The 13,746-nt window shown below is 73.6% G+C and carries 12 protein-coding genes; 9 read left to right on the plus strand and 3 right to left on the minus strand.

What is annotated here, in order from left to right:
- Positions 1 to 23 precede the first annotated feature (23 nt).
- Both glmS and ACN6LM_RS13470 read right to left on the minus strand, forming a co-directional pair.
- Positions 24 to 1,871, minus strand: coding sequence for a glutamine--fructose-6-phosphate transaminase (isomerizing) (gene glmS / locus ACN6LM_RS13465; protein WP_445065579.1), 1,848 nt, complete (start codon positions 1,869 to 1,871; stop codon positions 24 to 26).
- Positions 1,872 to 1,949: 78 nt separating this feature from the next.
- Positions 1,950 to 3,431 (minus strand): MFS transporter, encoded by a 1,482-nt coding sequence (locus ACN6LM_RS13470; protein WP_445065580.1) that lies wholly within the window; start codon positions 3,429 to 3,431, stop codon positions 1,950 to 1,952.
- Positions 3,432 to 3,569: 138 nt separating this feature from the next.
- Here ACN6LM_RS13470 and ACN6LM_RS13475 point away from each other — a divergent pair, with 138 nt between their 5' ends.
- Both ACN6LM_RS13475 and ACN6LM_RS13480 read left to right on the plus strand, forming a co-directional pair.
- Positions 3,570 to 4,553 carry an Lrp/AsnC family transcriptional regulator gene (locus tag ACN6LM_RS13475; RefSeq protein ID WP_445065581.1) on the plus strand — a complete coding sequence of 328 codons (984 nt, stop codon included), beginning with the start codon at positions 3,570 to 3,572 and terminating at the stop codon, positions 4,551 to 4,553.
- A gap of 105 nt (positions 4,554 to 4,658) precedes the next feature.
- A complete protein-coding gene (locus tag ACN6LM_RS13480) occupies positions 4,659 to 5,048 on the plus strand; it encodes a RidA family protein (protein WP_445065593.1) in 390 nt (129 codons plus the stop codon).
- A gap of 16 nt (positions 5,049 to 5,064) precedes the next feature.
- Here the strand turns inward: ACN6LM_RS13480 and ACN6LM_RS13485 are convergent, their stop codons facing one another.
- Positions 5,065 to 5,982 carry a LysR substrate-binding domain-containing protein gene (locus ACN6LM_RS13485; protein ID WP_445065582.1) on the minus strand — a complete coding sequence of 306 codons (918 nt, stop codon included), beginning with the start codon at positions 5,980 to 5,982 and terminating at the stop codon, positions 5,065 to 5,067.
- A 134-nt stretch (positions 5,983 to 6,116) separates the two neighbouring features.
- Here ACN6LM_RS13485 and ACN6LM_RS13490 point away from each other — a divergent pair, with 134 nt between their 5' ends.
- From ACN6LM_RS13490 to ACN6LM_RS13520, 7 genes are all read left to right on the plus strand, one after another.
- The gene (locus ACN6LM_RS13490; protein ID WP_445065583.1) at positions 6,117 to 6,515 is read left to right on the plus strand and encodes a nuclear transport factor 2 family protein; all 399 of its coding nucleotides are present in this window, start codon (positions 6,117 to 6,119) and stop codon (positions 6,513 to 6,515) included.
- Positions 6,516 to 6,525: 10 nt separating this feature from the next.
- Positions 6,526 to 7,458: a zinc-binding dehydrogenase gene (locus tag ACN6LM_RS13495; protein WP_445065584.1), complete on the plus strand. Its 933-nt coding sequence runs from the start codon at positions 6,526 to 6,528 to the stop codon at positions 7,456 to 7,458.
- Between the two features lie 87 nt (positions 7,459 to 7,545).
- Entirely contained in the window at positions 7,546 to 8,190 is a 645-nt protein-coding gene (locus ACN6LM_RS13500; protein ID WP_445065585.1) for a dihydrofolate reductase family protein, read from the plus strand.
- Between the two features lie 64 nt (positions 8,191 to 8,254).
- Entirely contained in the window at positions 8,255 to 9,700 is a 1,446-nt protein-coding gene (gene argG, locus ACN6LM_RS13505; RefSeq protein WP_445065586.1) for an argininosuccinate synthase, read from the plus strand.
- 329 nt (positions 9,701 to 10,029) lie between these two features.
- Complete coding sequence (coaA, locus tag ACN6LM_RS13510; protein WP_445065587.1) at positions 10,030 to 11,022, plus strand: type I pantothenate kinase; 993 nt, start codon at positions 10,030 to 10,032, stop codon at positions 11,020 to 11,022.
- A gap of 18 nt (positions 11,023 to 11,040) precedes the next feature.
- Entirely contained in the window at positions 11,041 to 12,024 is a 984-nt protein-coding gene (locus tag ACN6LM_RS13515; protein WP_445065588.1) for a DUF389 domain-containing protein, read from the plus strand.
- A gap of 64 nt (positions 12,025 to 12,088) precedes the next feature.
- The gene (locus ACN6LM_RS13520; protein ID WP_445065589.1) at positions 12,089 to 13,636 is read left to right on the plus strand and encodes a PH domain-containing protein; all 1,548 of its coding nucleotides are present in this window, start codon (positions 12,089 to 12,091) and stop codon (positions 13,634 to 13,636) included.
- The last annotated feature ends 110 nt before the right edge of the window (positions 13,637 to 13,746 follow it).

Below are 13,746 nucleotides of genomic sequence, written 5' to 3' on the forward strand. Positions count from 1 at the left end.
CCACCCTCACTGCTCGTCTCGGCTCACTCCACGGTGACGGACTTCGCCAAATTGCGCGGCTGGTCCACCTCGTTGCCGCGGGCCGTCGCGAGTTCGCAGGCGAAGACCTGCAACGGCACGGTGGCGACCAGCGGCTGAAGCAGCGTAGGCGTTGCGGGGACGCGGATGAGGTGGTCGGCGTACGGGACGACCTCGTCGTCGCCCTCCTCGGCGATGACGACGGTGCGGGCGCCCCGGGCCCGGATCTCCTGGATGTTCGAGACGATCTTGCCGTGCAGCACGGACCGCCCGGCCGGGGACGGGACCACGACGACGACGGGCACCCCGTCCTCGATGAGCGCGATCGGCCCGTGCTTCAGCTCGCCGGCGGCGAACCCCTCGGCGTGCATGTACGCGAGTTCCTTGAGCTTCAACGCGCCTTCCAGGGCGACCGGGTAGCCGACGTGGCGGCCGAGGAAGAGCACGGTGTCGTGGGAGGCGAGGGAACGGGCCAGCTCCCGGACCGGCTCCATGGTCTCCAGGACCCGTTCGACCGAGCCGCTGATCTCCGAGAGCTGCCGGATGACGGTGCGGATCTCGTCGCCCCACTTGGTGCCGCGCACCTGGCCGAGGTAGAGGGCGACGAGGTAGCAGGCGACGAGCTGGGTGAGGAACGCCTTGGTGGAGGCGACGGCGACCTCGGGCCCGGCGTGGGTGTAGAGGACGGCGTCGGACTCACGGGGGATGGTGGAGCCGTTGGTGTTGCAGATGGCGAGCACCTTCGCGCCCTGTTCGCGGGCGTGCCGCAGGGCCATCAGGGTGTCCATGGTCTCGCCGGACTGCGAGATGGCGACGACCAGGGTGTGCGGGTCCAGGATCGGGTCGCGGTAGCGGAACTCGCTGGCCAGTTCGGTCTCGCAGGGGATACGGGTCCAGTGCTCGATGGCGTACTTGGCGATCATCCCGGCGTGGTACGCGGTGCCGCAGGCGACGATCACCACCTTGTCGACCTCGCGCAGCTCGCCGCGCGTGATGCGGACCTCGTCCAGGTGGAGGGTGCCCTCGGGGTCGATGCGGCCGAGGAGCGTGTCGGTGACCGCCTTCGGCTGCTCGGCGATCTCCTTGAGCATGAAGGAGGCGTACCCGCCCTTCTCGGCCGCCGAGGCGTCCCAGTCCACGTGGTACTCGCGCACCTCGGCGGGCCGGCCGTCGAAGCCGGTGACGAGGACGCCGTCCCGGCGCAGCTCCACGACCTGGTCCTGGCCCAGTTCGATCGCGGACCGGGTGTGCTCGATGAACGCGGCGACGTCGGAGGCGAGGAAGGACTCGTCGTCCCCGAGCCCCACGACGAGCGGGGAGTTGCGCCGGGCGCCGACCACCACGTCCGGCGCGTCCGCGAAGACCGCGACCAGGGTGAACGCCCCTTCGAGGCGGCGGCACACCTGGCGCATGGCCTCCGCCGGCTCCCCGCTCTGGCTGTACGCCTCGGCGAGGAGGTGGGCGACGGTCTCGGTGTCGGTCTCGGAGAGCAGGTCGTGGCCGCGCTCACCGAGCTCGGCGCGCAGGGCGGCGAAGTTCTCGATGATCCCGTTGTGGACGACGGCGACACGGCCGGCGTTGTCCAGGTGCGGGTGGGCGTTGGCGTCCGTGGGTCCGCCGTGGGTGGCCCAGCGGGTGTGGCCGATTCCGGCGGTGCCGGCCGGGAGCGGCTGCTCGCTCAGCGTCTTCTCCAGGTTGACCAGCTTCCCGGCCTTCTTGGCGGAGGCGAGCCCGCCGTCGGCGAGGACGGCGATGCCGGCGGAGTCGTAGCCCCGGTACTCCAGCCGCTTGAGGCCCGCGACGACGACGTCCTGCGCCGACTGACCGCCGACGTAACCCACGATTCCGCACATAGTGGTCCCTTCTTGGTCACCAGCCCCTGTTCTTCGCATAGTCGCAGAAGTAACCCCTATTTCAAGCCGACCGGAGCGCTATCCGGCGCGTACCGGCACGGGTTCCCCCACCTCGGCCGGGGCCGCCGGCCGCTCCCCCTTCACCAGCAGCAGCACCGCCGCGCCCGCGACGATCCCCACCGCACCGGCCACCACCGCGGCCGTGTTCAGCCCCGAGGCGAACGCCGTCCGCAGCGCGTGCTCCGGCATCCCGGCGGCCCGCAGCCCCGCCGCGCCGCCGCCCGCCAGGGCGTGGGACTCCCCGTCGCCCAGGCTCTCCGCCATCCGGGAGGTCAGCACCGTCCCGAGCACGGCGACCCCGAAGGCGTAACCGAGCTGGCGGAAGGTGTTGACCGCGCCGCCCGCCATACCGGCCCGCTCCGGCGGGACCGCGGCGAGCGCCGCGCCCGCGATGGCCGGCGAGACCAGCCCCGTGCCGATGCCCGCGAGCGCCAGGCCGGGGATCAGGGCGGGCCAGGAGGAGCCCGCGCCCAGGACCGCCTGGGCGAGGGTGCCCGCGCCGATGAGGGCGAGTCCGATGCCGATGGTGAACCGCGGCTGCACCCCGTGCAGCAGCCGGCCGCCGGCGGCGGCGACCACGAACGAGGTCGCGGCGAGCGGCAGGACCGCCAGGCCGCCCTGGACCGGGCTGAGTCCGAGGACCGTCTGCAGCCAGATCGAGGTGTACGGCAGCACCCCGAAGGCCGCCATGTTGAAGGCGAGCGACCCGGCCATCACCCCGGTGAACGCCGAGGTGCGGAACAGCGACAGGTCCAGCAGCGGGTGCGCGACGCGCAGCTCCACCAGCACGAAGCAGACCAGGGCGAGCGCGGCGGTCCCGAACGTGGCGAGCGTCTGCCCGGACGCCCAGCCGACGCTGCCCGCCCGCACGACGGCGTACGTGCCGGCCCCGGCGAACACCGCGAAGGCGACGGTCCCCGCCCAGTCGGTGCGCCGGTCCCGCGCCCCGTGCGACTCGGGCACGGTCCGCAGGGTCAGCCAGATCGCGGCGACGCTCACGGGCAGGTTGACGAAGAAGATCCACCGCCAGCCGGGCCCCTCGGCGAGCAGCCCGCCGACCACGGGCCCGATCGCGGCGGCTCCCCCGGCCACCGCGCCCCAGAGCCCGAGCGCCACGGACCGGTCCTTGCCCCGGTACACCGAGGCGAGCAGCGGCAGCGTCGTCGCGAACATCGCGGCGGCCCCCACGCCCTGGGCCCCGCGCGCCGCCACCAGCAGACCCGGCGACGAGGCGAGCCCGCAGGCCAGCGAGGCGGCGGCGAAGAGCACGACGCCGACGACGTGGACCCGGCGCCGGCCGAGCCGGTCGGCCGCCGCGCCTGTGCCGAGGAGCAGGGCGGCGAGGGCCAGGGCGTAGCCGTCGATGACCCATTGCAGATCGGAGAGCGAGGCGCCGAGCGCCTTCGCCATGTCGGGCAGTGCCACGATGACGATCGTGACGTCCAGCAGCAGCATGAACGTCCCCAGACAGACCGCGGTGAGCGGCCCCCACTTACGCATGTCCTTGATCCTTCTCCCGTACGGCTTCGGCGTGGTGGCCGGCGGCCACCCTCGTACGTACGATCGGACGGCCGCGTCCGGAATCCCCAGCCAATGCCGGCCGGGCGCCGGAATCCGACATGGAAGGGCCCTTCTGAAGTGGAATCACCCGTCCGAGGTGACGCCCTGGACGTGCGCATCCTGCACGCGCTGGAACTGGACGCCCGCGCGCCCTTCAGCCGGATCGCGGCCGTCCTCGGCGTCTCCGACCAGACGGTCGCGCGCCGCTTCCGCTCGCTGCGCACGGAGGCCGGGCTGCGGGTGGTGGGCGTGCGGTGCGCGGCCGCCGAGGAGTCGTTCGAGCACTGGCTGCTGCGGGTGCGGTGCGCGCCGGAGGGCGCGATGCCGATCGCGGAGGCGCTCGCCAAGCGGCCCGACACGTCGTGGATCGGGCTGACGTCGGGCGGCACGGAGGTGACGTGCACGGTCAACGTGCGCAGCCGGAACGACGCGGACGACCTGCTCATCGGCAAGCTGCCGCGCACCCCGCACATCGTGGACATCCGCGCGCACCAGCTGCTGCACCGGTTCTACGGGGGCCCCGCCGGCTGGCTGCACAAGAGCGGGGCGCTGACCCCGGAGGAGGCCGCCGCCCTCACCCCGGCGCCCTCCCCCGCCCCGCCCGGCCCCGCCGTCATCACCGCCGCCGACGAGCCCCTGGTCGCCGCGCTGGAACGGGACGGCCGGGCCACGTACCCGGAACTCCAGCGGGCGACCGGCCTCTCGGAATCGGCGGTCCGGCGCCGGCTGGCCCGGCTGGTGGCCTCGGGCGCGCTGTACGTGGACGTGGAGTTCGACTCCGACCACATCGGACACCGCAACGCGAGCATGCTCTACGTCACCGCCGCGCCCCGCGCCCTGCACGCGGTGGGCACGGCGCTGGCCGCCGACCGGGAGGTGGCGTACGCGGCGGCCACCACGGGCCCGTCCAACCTGGTCGCGGTCGTGATCACCCGCGACTCGGCCCACTTCTACCGCTACCTCAGCGAACGCCTGGGCGGCCTGGACGGCGTCGAGCACGTGGAGTCGATGCCGCTCCTGCGCCGGGTGAAGCAGCTGACGTACCGGCCGTTCCGGGGGTAGCGGGCCGCCCGCCAACACCTGCCGCACCGCCTATCGTTGGCCCGTCGGAACGGCCGGACGAGAGGGAGCACCGTGCAGGACGAAGCAGAGGATTCCGTCGAGACCATGCTGACCCACGTGGCGCCGGACGGCGTCGCCCCGGCCCAGGGGTACAGCCATGTCGTCGTGGGCGAGGGCAGGCTCGTCGCGGTCTCGGGGCAGATCGCGCTGGACGAGAAGGGGAATCTGGTCGGGGAGGGCGATCCAGCCGCCCAGGCGCGTCAGGTCTTCGAGAATCTGAAGCGCTGCCTGGAGGCGGGCGGGGCGACGTTCGCCGACGTCGCGAAGCTCACCTACTACGTCACCGACGTGGCGTTCCTGCCGGCCATCCGCGTCGCGCGGGACGCCCATGTCGACGTGGCGCGCCCCCCGGCCAGCACGGCCGTACAGGTGGCCGCGCTCTTCCGGCCGGACCTGCTCATGGAAGTGGAAGCCCTCGCCGTCATCCCCTGGTGACCCGACGGGCCCCGGGTCACCCCGCCGCCCCCGGTGACCGCAGCCACCCCCCGTCCCGCGCCACCTCCCCCGCCACGCGCAGGAGTCGGGCGGTCACCTGACGGCCGCCCCGGCCCCGGGTGAGGAGGTGGAGTTCGATGGCCGCTCCCCCGGTCAGGGGGCGCCAGACGAGGCCGGCGGGGAGGGTGGGGGCGGCGGAGTCGCCGACGACCGAGACCGCGTCGCCCCGGGCGACCGGGGTGTGGCCGGCGTCGAACGTCAGGGGCCGGAGGAGGAGTGCGGGGGTGGCGCCCGCCTCGGCCAGCAGGGCGGTGATCGCGTCGTAGTGGCCCGGGTTGGCCTCGCGCGGGTGGATGAGGAGCGTTTCGGCGGACAGCTCGGCCGGGTCCACGGCCGGGCGTGGCGCGAGGCGGTGGTCGGCGGACATCAGGACGCCCTGCGGTTCCAGCCGTACGAGCGTCCGCACCAGCTCCGGCGTCGGCGGCGGGCAGCGGACCAGGCCCGCGTCGAGGGTGCCGTCGGCGACACCGGCCAGGATCTCGGCGGTGGACAGCAGCCGGGTGTCGGCGGTGATGCCGGGCAGCCGGTCCTTCAGGGCGGCGAGGATCGCGGGGGCCGTCCCGTAACTCGTACCCATGCTGTAGCCGAGCACCAGGGTGCCGCTCTCGCCCCCGGCGAAGCCGCGCACGTCGCGCCAGAGGCGGTCCGCCTCCTCGCAGAGGGCCGCGCCGCGCTCCATCAACAGCCGCCCGGCCTCCGTGGGTTCGACGGAGTGCGTGGTGCGGTCCAGGAGCCGGACACCCAACTCCCTCTCCAGCTCCCGTATCTGGCGGCTGAGCGCGGGCTGCGCGATGTGCAGGCGCTCGGCGGCGCGGGTGAAGTTGCGTTCCCCGGCCACGGCGAGGAAGTAGCGCAGGCGCCGTAGATCCGACATGCCGAACAGCATATGACGTGCGGTGATGCCGGGCGGTTCTGGAGCGATCGGGAACAGGTCTTTCCCTGCGCGGCCCCGGTCTTCGTAGCGTTCAGGCATCGGAGGAACACAAAGCCCCGGAAGGAACCACGATCATGCACAGCACCCCCAAGGACGTCGTCCTCGACTACATGAAGAGCCTCGCCGCGGGCGACATGGACCGGCTGAAGGCGTTCTTCGACGCCGATGCCACCTGGACGCTCGCCGGAGACCTCCCGGTCTCGGGCACCTGGACCGGCCCGGACGAGATCTTCGACGAGTTCGTGGCGGCGATGACCGCCCGGCTGGTGCCGGAGACGATGGAGATCGAATTCCTCGGCGTCCTCGCGGAGGGCGAACGGGTGCTCGCGGAGTGGCGGACGCGCGGGCTGACCCGGAAGGGCGCCCGCTACGACCAGCACTGCCTGGCCGTGTTCACCGTGCGCGACGGCCGTATCGCCGCCGTCCGGGAGCACTTCGACACCCTCCACGCCCACCACGTCGTCTTCGCCTGAGGAGCCCGGCATGCGCGCACAACTCCCCACCGCCGAAGCGGGCGGCACCGTCCGCATCGGCGAGGCCCCCGAGCCCGCCCCCGCCGCCGACGAAGCCCTGGTCGCGGTCGAGGCGTACTCCGTCAACCGCGGCGAGACCTTCCAGCTCGACGGGCAACTCGACCGCCGGTGGCCCGGCTGGCGGCCCGGCAAGGACGTGGCCGGCACGGTCGTACGGGCGGCGGCCGACGGTACCGGCCCGGCCGCCGGGACCCGGGTCGTCGCCCACCCGCCCGCGTACGGCTGGGCCGAGCGCGTCGCCGTCCCGGTGCACAGCCTCGCCGCGCTCCCCGACAGCGTCGACGCGGTGACGGCGGCGGCCCTCCCACTGGCCGGGATCACCGCGCTGCGCCTGCTCCGCGCGGCGGGCCCGGTGGCGGGGCGGCGGGTCCTGCTCACCGGGGCGAGCGGGGGCGTCGGCCACTACGTCACCGAGCTGGCGGCCTCCTCCGGCGCGGCGGTGACGGCGGTCAGCGCGACCCGGGAGCGCGGGGCGCGGCTGCTGGAGCTGGGGGCCGAGGCGGTGGTGACGTCGCCGGACGACGCGGAGGGGCCCTACGACGTGGTCCTGGAGTCGGTGGGCGGGGACTCGCTGCCGGCCGCGCTGGCCCGGCTGGTCCCGGGCGGCCTGCTGGTCTGGTTCGGCCAGGCCGCCCGGACCCCCGTCACGCTGGACTTCTTCGACTTCTTCGGCGGCCCCGCCCAGGCCCGCATCGCCCACTTCGACTACACCCGCGCCGACACCACGTATGCCGCCGAACTCGCCACCCTGGTACGGCTGGTGGCGGGCGGGCGGCTGCACCCGGAGGTCGGCTCGGTCCGTGACTGGTCGCGCACCGGGGACACCGTCGCGGACATCCGGGCGCGCCGGGTGCGGGGGAACGCGGTGCTTACGGTGGGATGAGCCGGCGGGACGGTGCACGGCGATGAGTCCGGGCCGCCCGAGGAGTCACCCCTTGCGTTGTCACCCATCACCGGGAGAAGAGCACCCATGCCTCAACTGCTGAAGGTCCAGAACTTCACCGTCTCCGCCGACGGCGTCGCCTGCGGGGAGAACCAGACCCTGGAGCGGCCCTTCGGGCATGTCGACCCGGGACAGCTGTTCGCCTGGGCCGGGGCGACGGCGAGCTGGCCGAACCGGACCGACGCGGGCGGCAGCCGGGGACTGGACGACTACCTGACGCGGGACTTCTCGCACAACATCGGCGCCGAGATCATGGGCCGCAACAAGTTCGGTCCGCAGCGCGGCCCGTGGGAGAACCACGAGTGGCAGGGCTGGTGGGGCGACGAGCCGCCGTTCCACACCCCGGTGTTCGTCCTGACGCACCACACGCGCCCCTCCTTCACGCTCTCCGACACCACGTTCCACTTCGTGACCGGCGAGCCCGCCGACGTCCTCGCCCGGGCCCGGGAGGCCGCGCAGGGCAAGGACGTCCGGCTCGGCGGCGGGGTGACGACCGTCCGGGAGTTCCTGGACGCCGACCTGGTCGACACCCTGCACATCGCGGTGGCGCCGCAGAAGCTGGGGTCGGGCCTGCGGCTGTGGGACTCGCCGGACGAGTTGCGCGACCGCTTCCACCTGGACGTCGTGCCCAGCCCGAGCGGGATGACGCACCACCTGTTCTGGCGGAAGTAGCCCGCCGGGACGTGCGGGGAGGGAGGGCGTTGCATGATCATGCGAGATGATGCATAATCTTCCTATGTCCAAGGTCCTCACCTCCCTGCCCACCGGCGAACGCGTCGGCATCGCCTTCTCGGGCGGCCTCGACACCTCGGTCGCGGTCGCGTGGATGCGCGACAAGGGTGCCGTCCCGTGCACCTACACCGCCGACATCGGCCAGTACGACGAGCCCGACATCGCCTCGGTCCCGGGCCGCGCCAAGACGTACGGCGCCGAGCTCGCCCGCCTGGTCGACTGCCGCGCCGCACTCGTCGAGGAGGGCCTGGCCGCGCTGACGTGCGGGGCGTTCCACATCCGCTCCGGCGGCCGGGCCTACTTCAACACCACACCGCTGGGCCGCGCGGTCACCGGCACGCTCCTGGTCCGGGCGATGCTGGAGGACGACGTCCAGATCTGGGGCGACGGCTCCACGTTCAAGGGCAACGACATCGAGCGGTTCTACCGCTACGGCCTGCTGGCCAACCCGCACCTGCGCATCTACAAGCCGTGGCTGGACGCCGAGTTCGTGACGGAGCTCGGTGGCCGCAAGGAGATGTCGGAGTGGCTGGTCGCCCACGGTCTGCCCTACCGGGACAGCACCGAGAAGGCGTACTCCACCGACGCCAACATCTGGGGCGCCACCCACGAGGCCAAGACGCTGGAGCACCTGAACACCGGTGTGGAGACCGTCGATCCGATCATGGGCGTGCGGTTCTGGGACCCGTCGGTCGAGATCGAGACCGAGGACGTCACGATCGGCTTCGACCAGGGCCGCCCGGTCACGATCAACGGCGAGAAGTTCGACACCGCCGTCGACCTGGTCCTGAAGGCGAACGCCATCGGCGGCCGCCACGGCCTGGGCATGTCCGACCAGATCGAGAACCGGATCATCGAGGCCAAGAGCCGGGGCATCTACGAGGCCCCCGGCATGGCCCTGCTGCACGCCGCGTACGAGCGCCTGGTCAACGCCATCCACAACGAGGACACCCTCGCCCAGTACCACAACGAGGGCCGCCGCCTCGGCCGGCTGATGTACGAGGGCCGCTGGCTGGACCCGCAGGCGCTGATGGTCCGCGAGTCGATCCAGCGCTGGGTCGGTACGGCCGTCACCGGCGAGGTCACCCTGCGGCTGCGGCGCGGCGAGGACTACTCGATCCTCGACACCACGGGCCCGGCGTTCAGCTACCACCCGGACAAGCTGTCCATGGAGCGCACCGAGGACTCCGCCTTCGGCCCGGTCGACCGCATCGGCCAGCTCACCATGCGGAACCTGGACATCGCGGACTCCCGCGCCAAGCTGGAGCAGTACGCGGGCCTCGGCATGATCGGCACCGCGAACCCGACGATCGGCGCGGCCCAGGCCGCCGCGACCGGCCTGATCGGCCAGCTCCCCGAGGGCGGCGCCGAGGCGATCGCCTCGCGCGGCGAGGTCTCGGACCAGGACGAGATGCTGGACCGCGCGGCGATGGAGTCCGGCACGGACTGACCCGCCCCGCACGCACGACCGGCCGGACACCCCTCGGGTGCCCGGCCGGCGCCGTTCCGCCGAGAAGCGGTCCGGATCCACCTGGGCCGTGCGCGCGTCCCCCTGACGAGCCCGCCCGCTCCGCCGGCATCGACGCGGTCACCGGACGACACCGCGGCGCCCGTGGTGGGCCGGCCCCCCGGAGGTCCACCGCCGGAGAACGGTTCCGCGTGCGGGAAAGGCGGGCAGGCCGCCGGCGGCGCCGGAACCGGGCCCGCACCGGTGCACCCGCTCCCCCACGTGACCGAGCCCACCCCCCGCTCCCGGAGAACTCCCGCGACAATGAAGACGTGATCACCTCACCCGCACGGAGCCCCCGGCGCGCCGAGCACGCGGCGACGCCGTACGTCGACCTCTCCCGGGCGGAGTGGAGCGCGCTGCGCGACAGGACGCCGCTGCCGCTGACCGCCGAGGAGGTGGAGCGGCTGCGCGGGCTCGGCGACGTCATCGACCTCGACGAGGTGCGGGACGTCTACCTGCCGCTCTCGCGGTTGCTGAACCTGTACGTGCAGGCCACCTCCGGGCTGCGCGGCGCCCTCAACACCTTCCTCGGGGACGCGGGCAACGGGCAGGGCGCGCAGCGCGGCACCCCGTTCGTCATAGGCGTCGCGGGCAGCGTCGCCGTGGGCAAGTCCACCACCGCGCGCATCCTCCGGGCGCTGCTGGCCCGCTGGCCGGAGCACCCCCGGGTCGAACTGGTCACCACCGACGGGTTCCTGCTGCCGATGAAGGAGCTCCACGCGCGCGGCCTGATGTCGCGCAAGGGGTTCCCGGAGTCGTACGACCGGCGCGCCCTCACCCGTTTCGTCGCCGACATCAAGGCCGGCAAGGACGAGGTCACCGCCCCCGTCTACTCCCACCTGATCTACGACATCGTGCCCGGCGAACGGCTCACCGTACGGCGCCCGGACATCCTGATCGTGGAGGGGCTGAACGTCCTGCAGCCCGCCCTGCCCGGCAAGGACGGCCGCACCAGGGTGGGGCTCGCCGACTACTTCGACTTCAGCGTGTACGTGGACGCCCGGACGGAGGACATCGAGACCTGGTACCTCAACCGCTTCCGCAAGCTGCGCGAGACGGCGTTCCAGGACCCGTCCTCGTACTTCCGGAAGTACACCCAGGTCTCCGAGGCGGAGGCGATGGAGTACGCGGCCACCATGTGGCGGACCATCAACCGGCCGAATCTCGTGGAGAACGTGGCGCCGACCCGCGGGCGTGCCACGCTGGTGCTGCGCAAGGGGCCCGACCACAAGGTGCAGCGGCTGTCACTGCGCAAGCTCTGACTCCGAAAGGCTCGCGCCGTGCTGCATCTGCGCCTGATCGTGCCCGCCGACCACACGGACGAGGTGACGAGCCTGCTGGAGCGGACGGCCGGCACCGCCCACCTCGTGGTGCTGCCGGGTGTGGCCCGCGATCCGGCCGGCGACGTGGTGCTGTGCGACGTGGCGCGCGAGGCGGGCGACGAGCTGATCGGGGCGCTGCGGCGGCTGGGGGTCGACCGGTTCGGGGCGATCACCGTGAACGACGTGGACCTCACGCTCTCCGCGTGCGCCGAGCGGGCCGAGGAGGCGGCGCCCGGTGAGGGCGCGGACGCGGTGCTGTGGGAGGAGCTGTCCGAGGCGACCCACGAGGAGTCCACGTTCAGCGTCACCTACCTGGCGTTCCTCGCCGTCGCCACGATGCTCGCGGCCTGCGGTGTGATGCTCGACAACGCGATCCTCATCGTGGGCGCGATGGCGGTGGGCCCGGAGTTCGGGCCGCTGGCCGGGATCTCGACGGCGCTGGTTCAGCGCGCCCCGCGCCTCGTGTGGCGCTCGCTGTGGGCCCTGGTCGGCGGATTCGCGGCGGCCATGGCGCTGACCGCCGGCTTCTCCTGGCTGATGGACCTGCTCGGGCTCTTCGAGGAGAGCATGATCGAGGCCGACCGGCCCAACACCTCGTTCGTCTGGCAGCCGGACTGGCTGTCGTTCGTCGTCGCCTTCCTCGCGGGCATCGCCGGGACGCTCTCGCTCACCTCGGCGAAGTCGGGCGCGCTGATCGGCGTCGCCATCTCGGTGACGACCGTCCCGGCCGCCGCCAACGCGGCGGTGGCCTTCAGCTACAGCGACTACACCCAGATGTCCGGGTCCGCGCGCCAGCTCGCGGAGAACCTGGGCGGCATCGTCCTCGCCGGCACGCTGACGCTGATCACCCAGAAGGCGCTGTGGCGCGCGGCCCAGCGCCGCCAGCGCGCCCAGGAGCCCCCGGCGGCGAAGGAGACCTCCGGTGACGGACCGGCAGGATGAGGGCCGCCCAGTCTTCCGTAACCCCCACATGTGCCCGGCGGCGGGCTGATGGCACTCTTCGGCCATGACCGAGACCGGGGAAGTGATCTGCCGGGTTCCGGCACGGCGCGTAATGGGGTGGGGCGCCGGGGCGGGCGCCGCCGGAGCGGCCGTGGCCGCGCTGCGCGCGGGACACCTGGACGAGGCCGATCCGTGGTTCATCGCAGGGCTCGTGGTCGCCCTGGCGGGGCTGTGCTTCCTGTACGCGGCCACCGCGCGGCTCACCGCGGGCGCGTACGGACTGCGCTCCCGGACCCTGCTGCGCCGCCGTACGGTGCCGTGGTCCCGGATCGTGGATCTGCGCCGGTACGTGCAGCCCGGGCGGAACCAGGACATCCACCGCGTGAGCGTGCTGCTGGACGACGGACGGGCGTGGCTGCCGCCCCTGCCGGTGGGCGGGAACGACGATGCGGCGTTCGACGCGGACCTGAGGGCGCTGCGCGCTCTGCACCGCCGTCACGGGGCCCCGGCGTCCGACCGGGCGCCCGTCATCACGTCCCGGTCGGCGGGGCGCCGGCCGCTCGCCGCCTGGATCGTGTGCGCGGTGCTGCTCGCCGCCTCGGCCGTGGCCGCGTCGTACGTGGCGGACGCCGCGTCGGAGCAGCGGGCGTGGCGGGCGGCCGTGCCCTGCACCGCCGCCACCCCGGCCGCCGAGCGCCGCGACTGCCTGACCACCTTCGACGGGGTGATCGAGCGGACCGACGTCCATCAGGGCAAGGGCACCAGCTGGCTGTACTTCACCGACGACCGCCCGGTCCACCGGCTCGGGGTCTCCCGGGACGACGCCGCCGCGTTCCGCGCCGGGGAGAAGGTGGAGCTGGTCTTCTGGCACGGCTCGGCCAGGACGGTCACCGGCGAGCACCGGGTCTGGCACGACCACCTCATCAGCCCCGGGGAACTCGCCGTCTTCTCCGCGCTCTGCCTGCTGGGCGCGGGATACGCGGGGGCCCGGCTGCTGGTCCGCAGGCGCGGGCGCGGGCTGCGGGACGACGAGGTGCTGCCCTCCGCCCTTCCGTTCGCGTACGCGCTCGGCGTGACGGCCGTGTGGCTGCTGCCCCTGCTCCACCAGTACGCCACGGACCCGCTGGGCTCGCCGGTGAGGGTGGTCTGGGCGGCGGCGGGCACGGCGGTCACCGCGGCCGGGCTCACCCTCGCCTGGCGGGCCACCCGCCTCCGTGCCCCGGGCGAGGCCACGGCCGCCGCCCCGGACGGGCGCGACCACTTCCTGGCCGCCCGGTTCCTGGAGGCCGGCGCGTACAACCCGAACCACTTCGGCACCCACGTGGTCGTCGGCGGCGGCCCGCCGGCCGTGACGCCCCATGCGGGCCCGGGCCGCTTCGCCGCCCGCCGCATCCCCGCGGACCGGCTCACCGTCACGGCCGTGCGGCGGGCCCGGGGCAGCGACGGCGACACCGTCCCCCGGGACTGGCACATCGCCGAGCTGGACGACGCCGGCACACCGGTCCGGCTGGCCGCCGCACCCGCGGACCTGGCCCGGATCGTCGACGCGCTGGAACGGGAACGCCGCGACGGCCAGGGCCTGACCGCCCCCGGCCCGCCGGACAGGCCCTGAAGGGTGGTGCGAGATGCCCAGAACCGAGCCTTCTGCAACACCCTGAAGGGCCCCGGACGCGGGGGGGGGGGGGGGGGGGGGGGGGGGGGGGGGGGGGGGGGGGGGGGGGG

The organism is Streptomyces sp. SAS_281 (assembly GCF_052542855.1).

Bases quoted from the DNA above. Each gene is read 5' to 3' on its own strand.
- glmS (WP_445065579.1), bottom strand. From the start codon at position 1,871: ATGTGCGGAATCGTGGGTTACGTCGGCGGTCAGTCGGCGCAGGACGTC.
- ACN6LM_RS13470 (WP_445065580.1), bottom strand. From the start codon at position 3,431: ATGCGTAAGTGGGGGCCGCTCACCGCGGTCTGTCTGGGGACGTTCATG.
- ACN6LM_RS13480 (WP_445065593.1), top strand. From the start codon at position 4,659: ATGCTGACCCACGTGGCGCCGGACGGCGTCGCCCCGGCCCAGGGGTAC.
- ACN6LM_RS13485 (WP_445065582.1), bottom strand. From the start codon at position 5,982: ATGTCGGATCTACGGCGCCTGCGCTACTTCCTCGCCGTGGCCGGGGAA.
- ACN6LM_RS13490 (WP_445065583.1), top strand. From the start codon at position 6,117: ATGCACAGCACCCCCAAGGACGTCGTCCTCGACTACATGAAGAGCCTC.
- ACN6LM_RS13495 (WP_445065584.1), top strand. From the start codon at position 6,526: ATGCGCGCACAACTCCCCACCGCCGAAGCGGGCGGCACCGTCCGCATC.
- ACN6LM_RS13500 (WP_445065585.1), top strand. From the start codon at position 7,546: ATGCCTCAACTGCTGAAGGTCCAGAACTTCACCGTCTCCGCCGACGGC.
- argG (WP_445065586.1), top strand. From the start codon at position 8,255: ATGTCCAAGGTCCTCACCTCCCTGCCCACCGGCGAACGCGTCGGCATC.
- ACN6LM_RS13520 (WP_445065589.1), top strand. From the start codon at position 12,089: ATGACCGAGACCGGGGAAGTGATCTGCCGGGTTCCGGCACGGCGCGTA.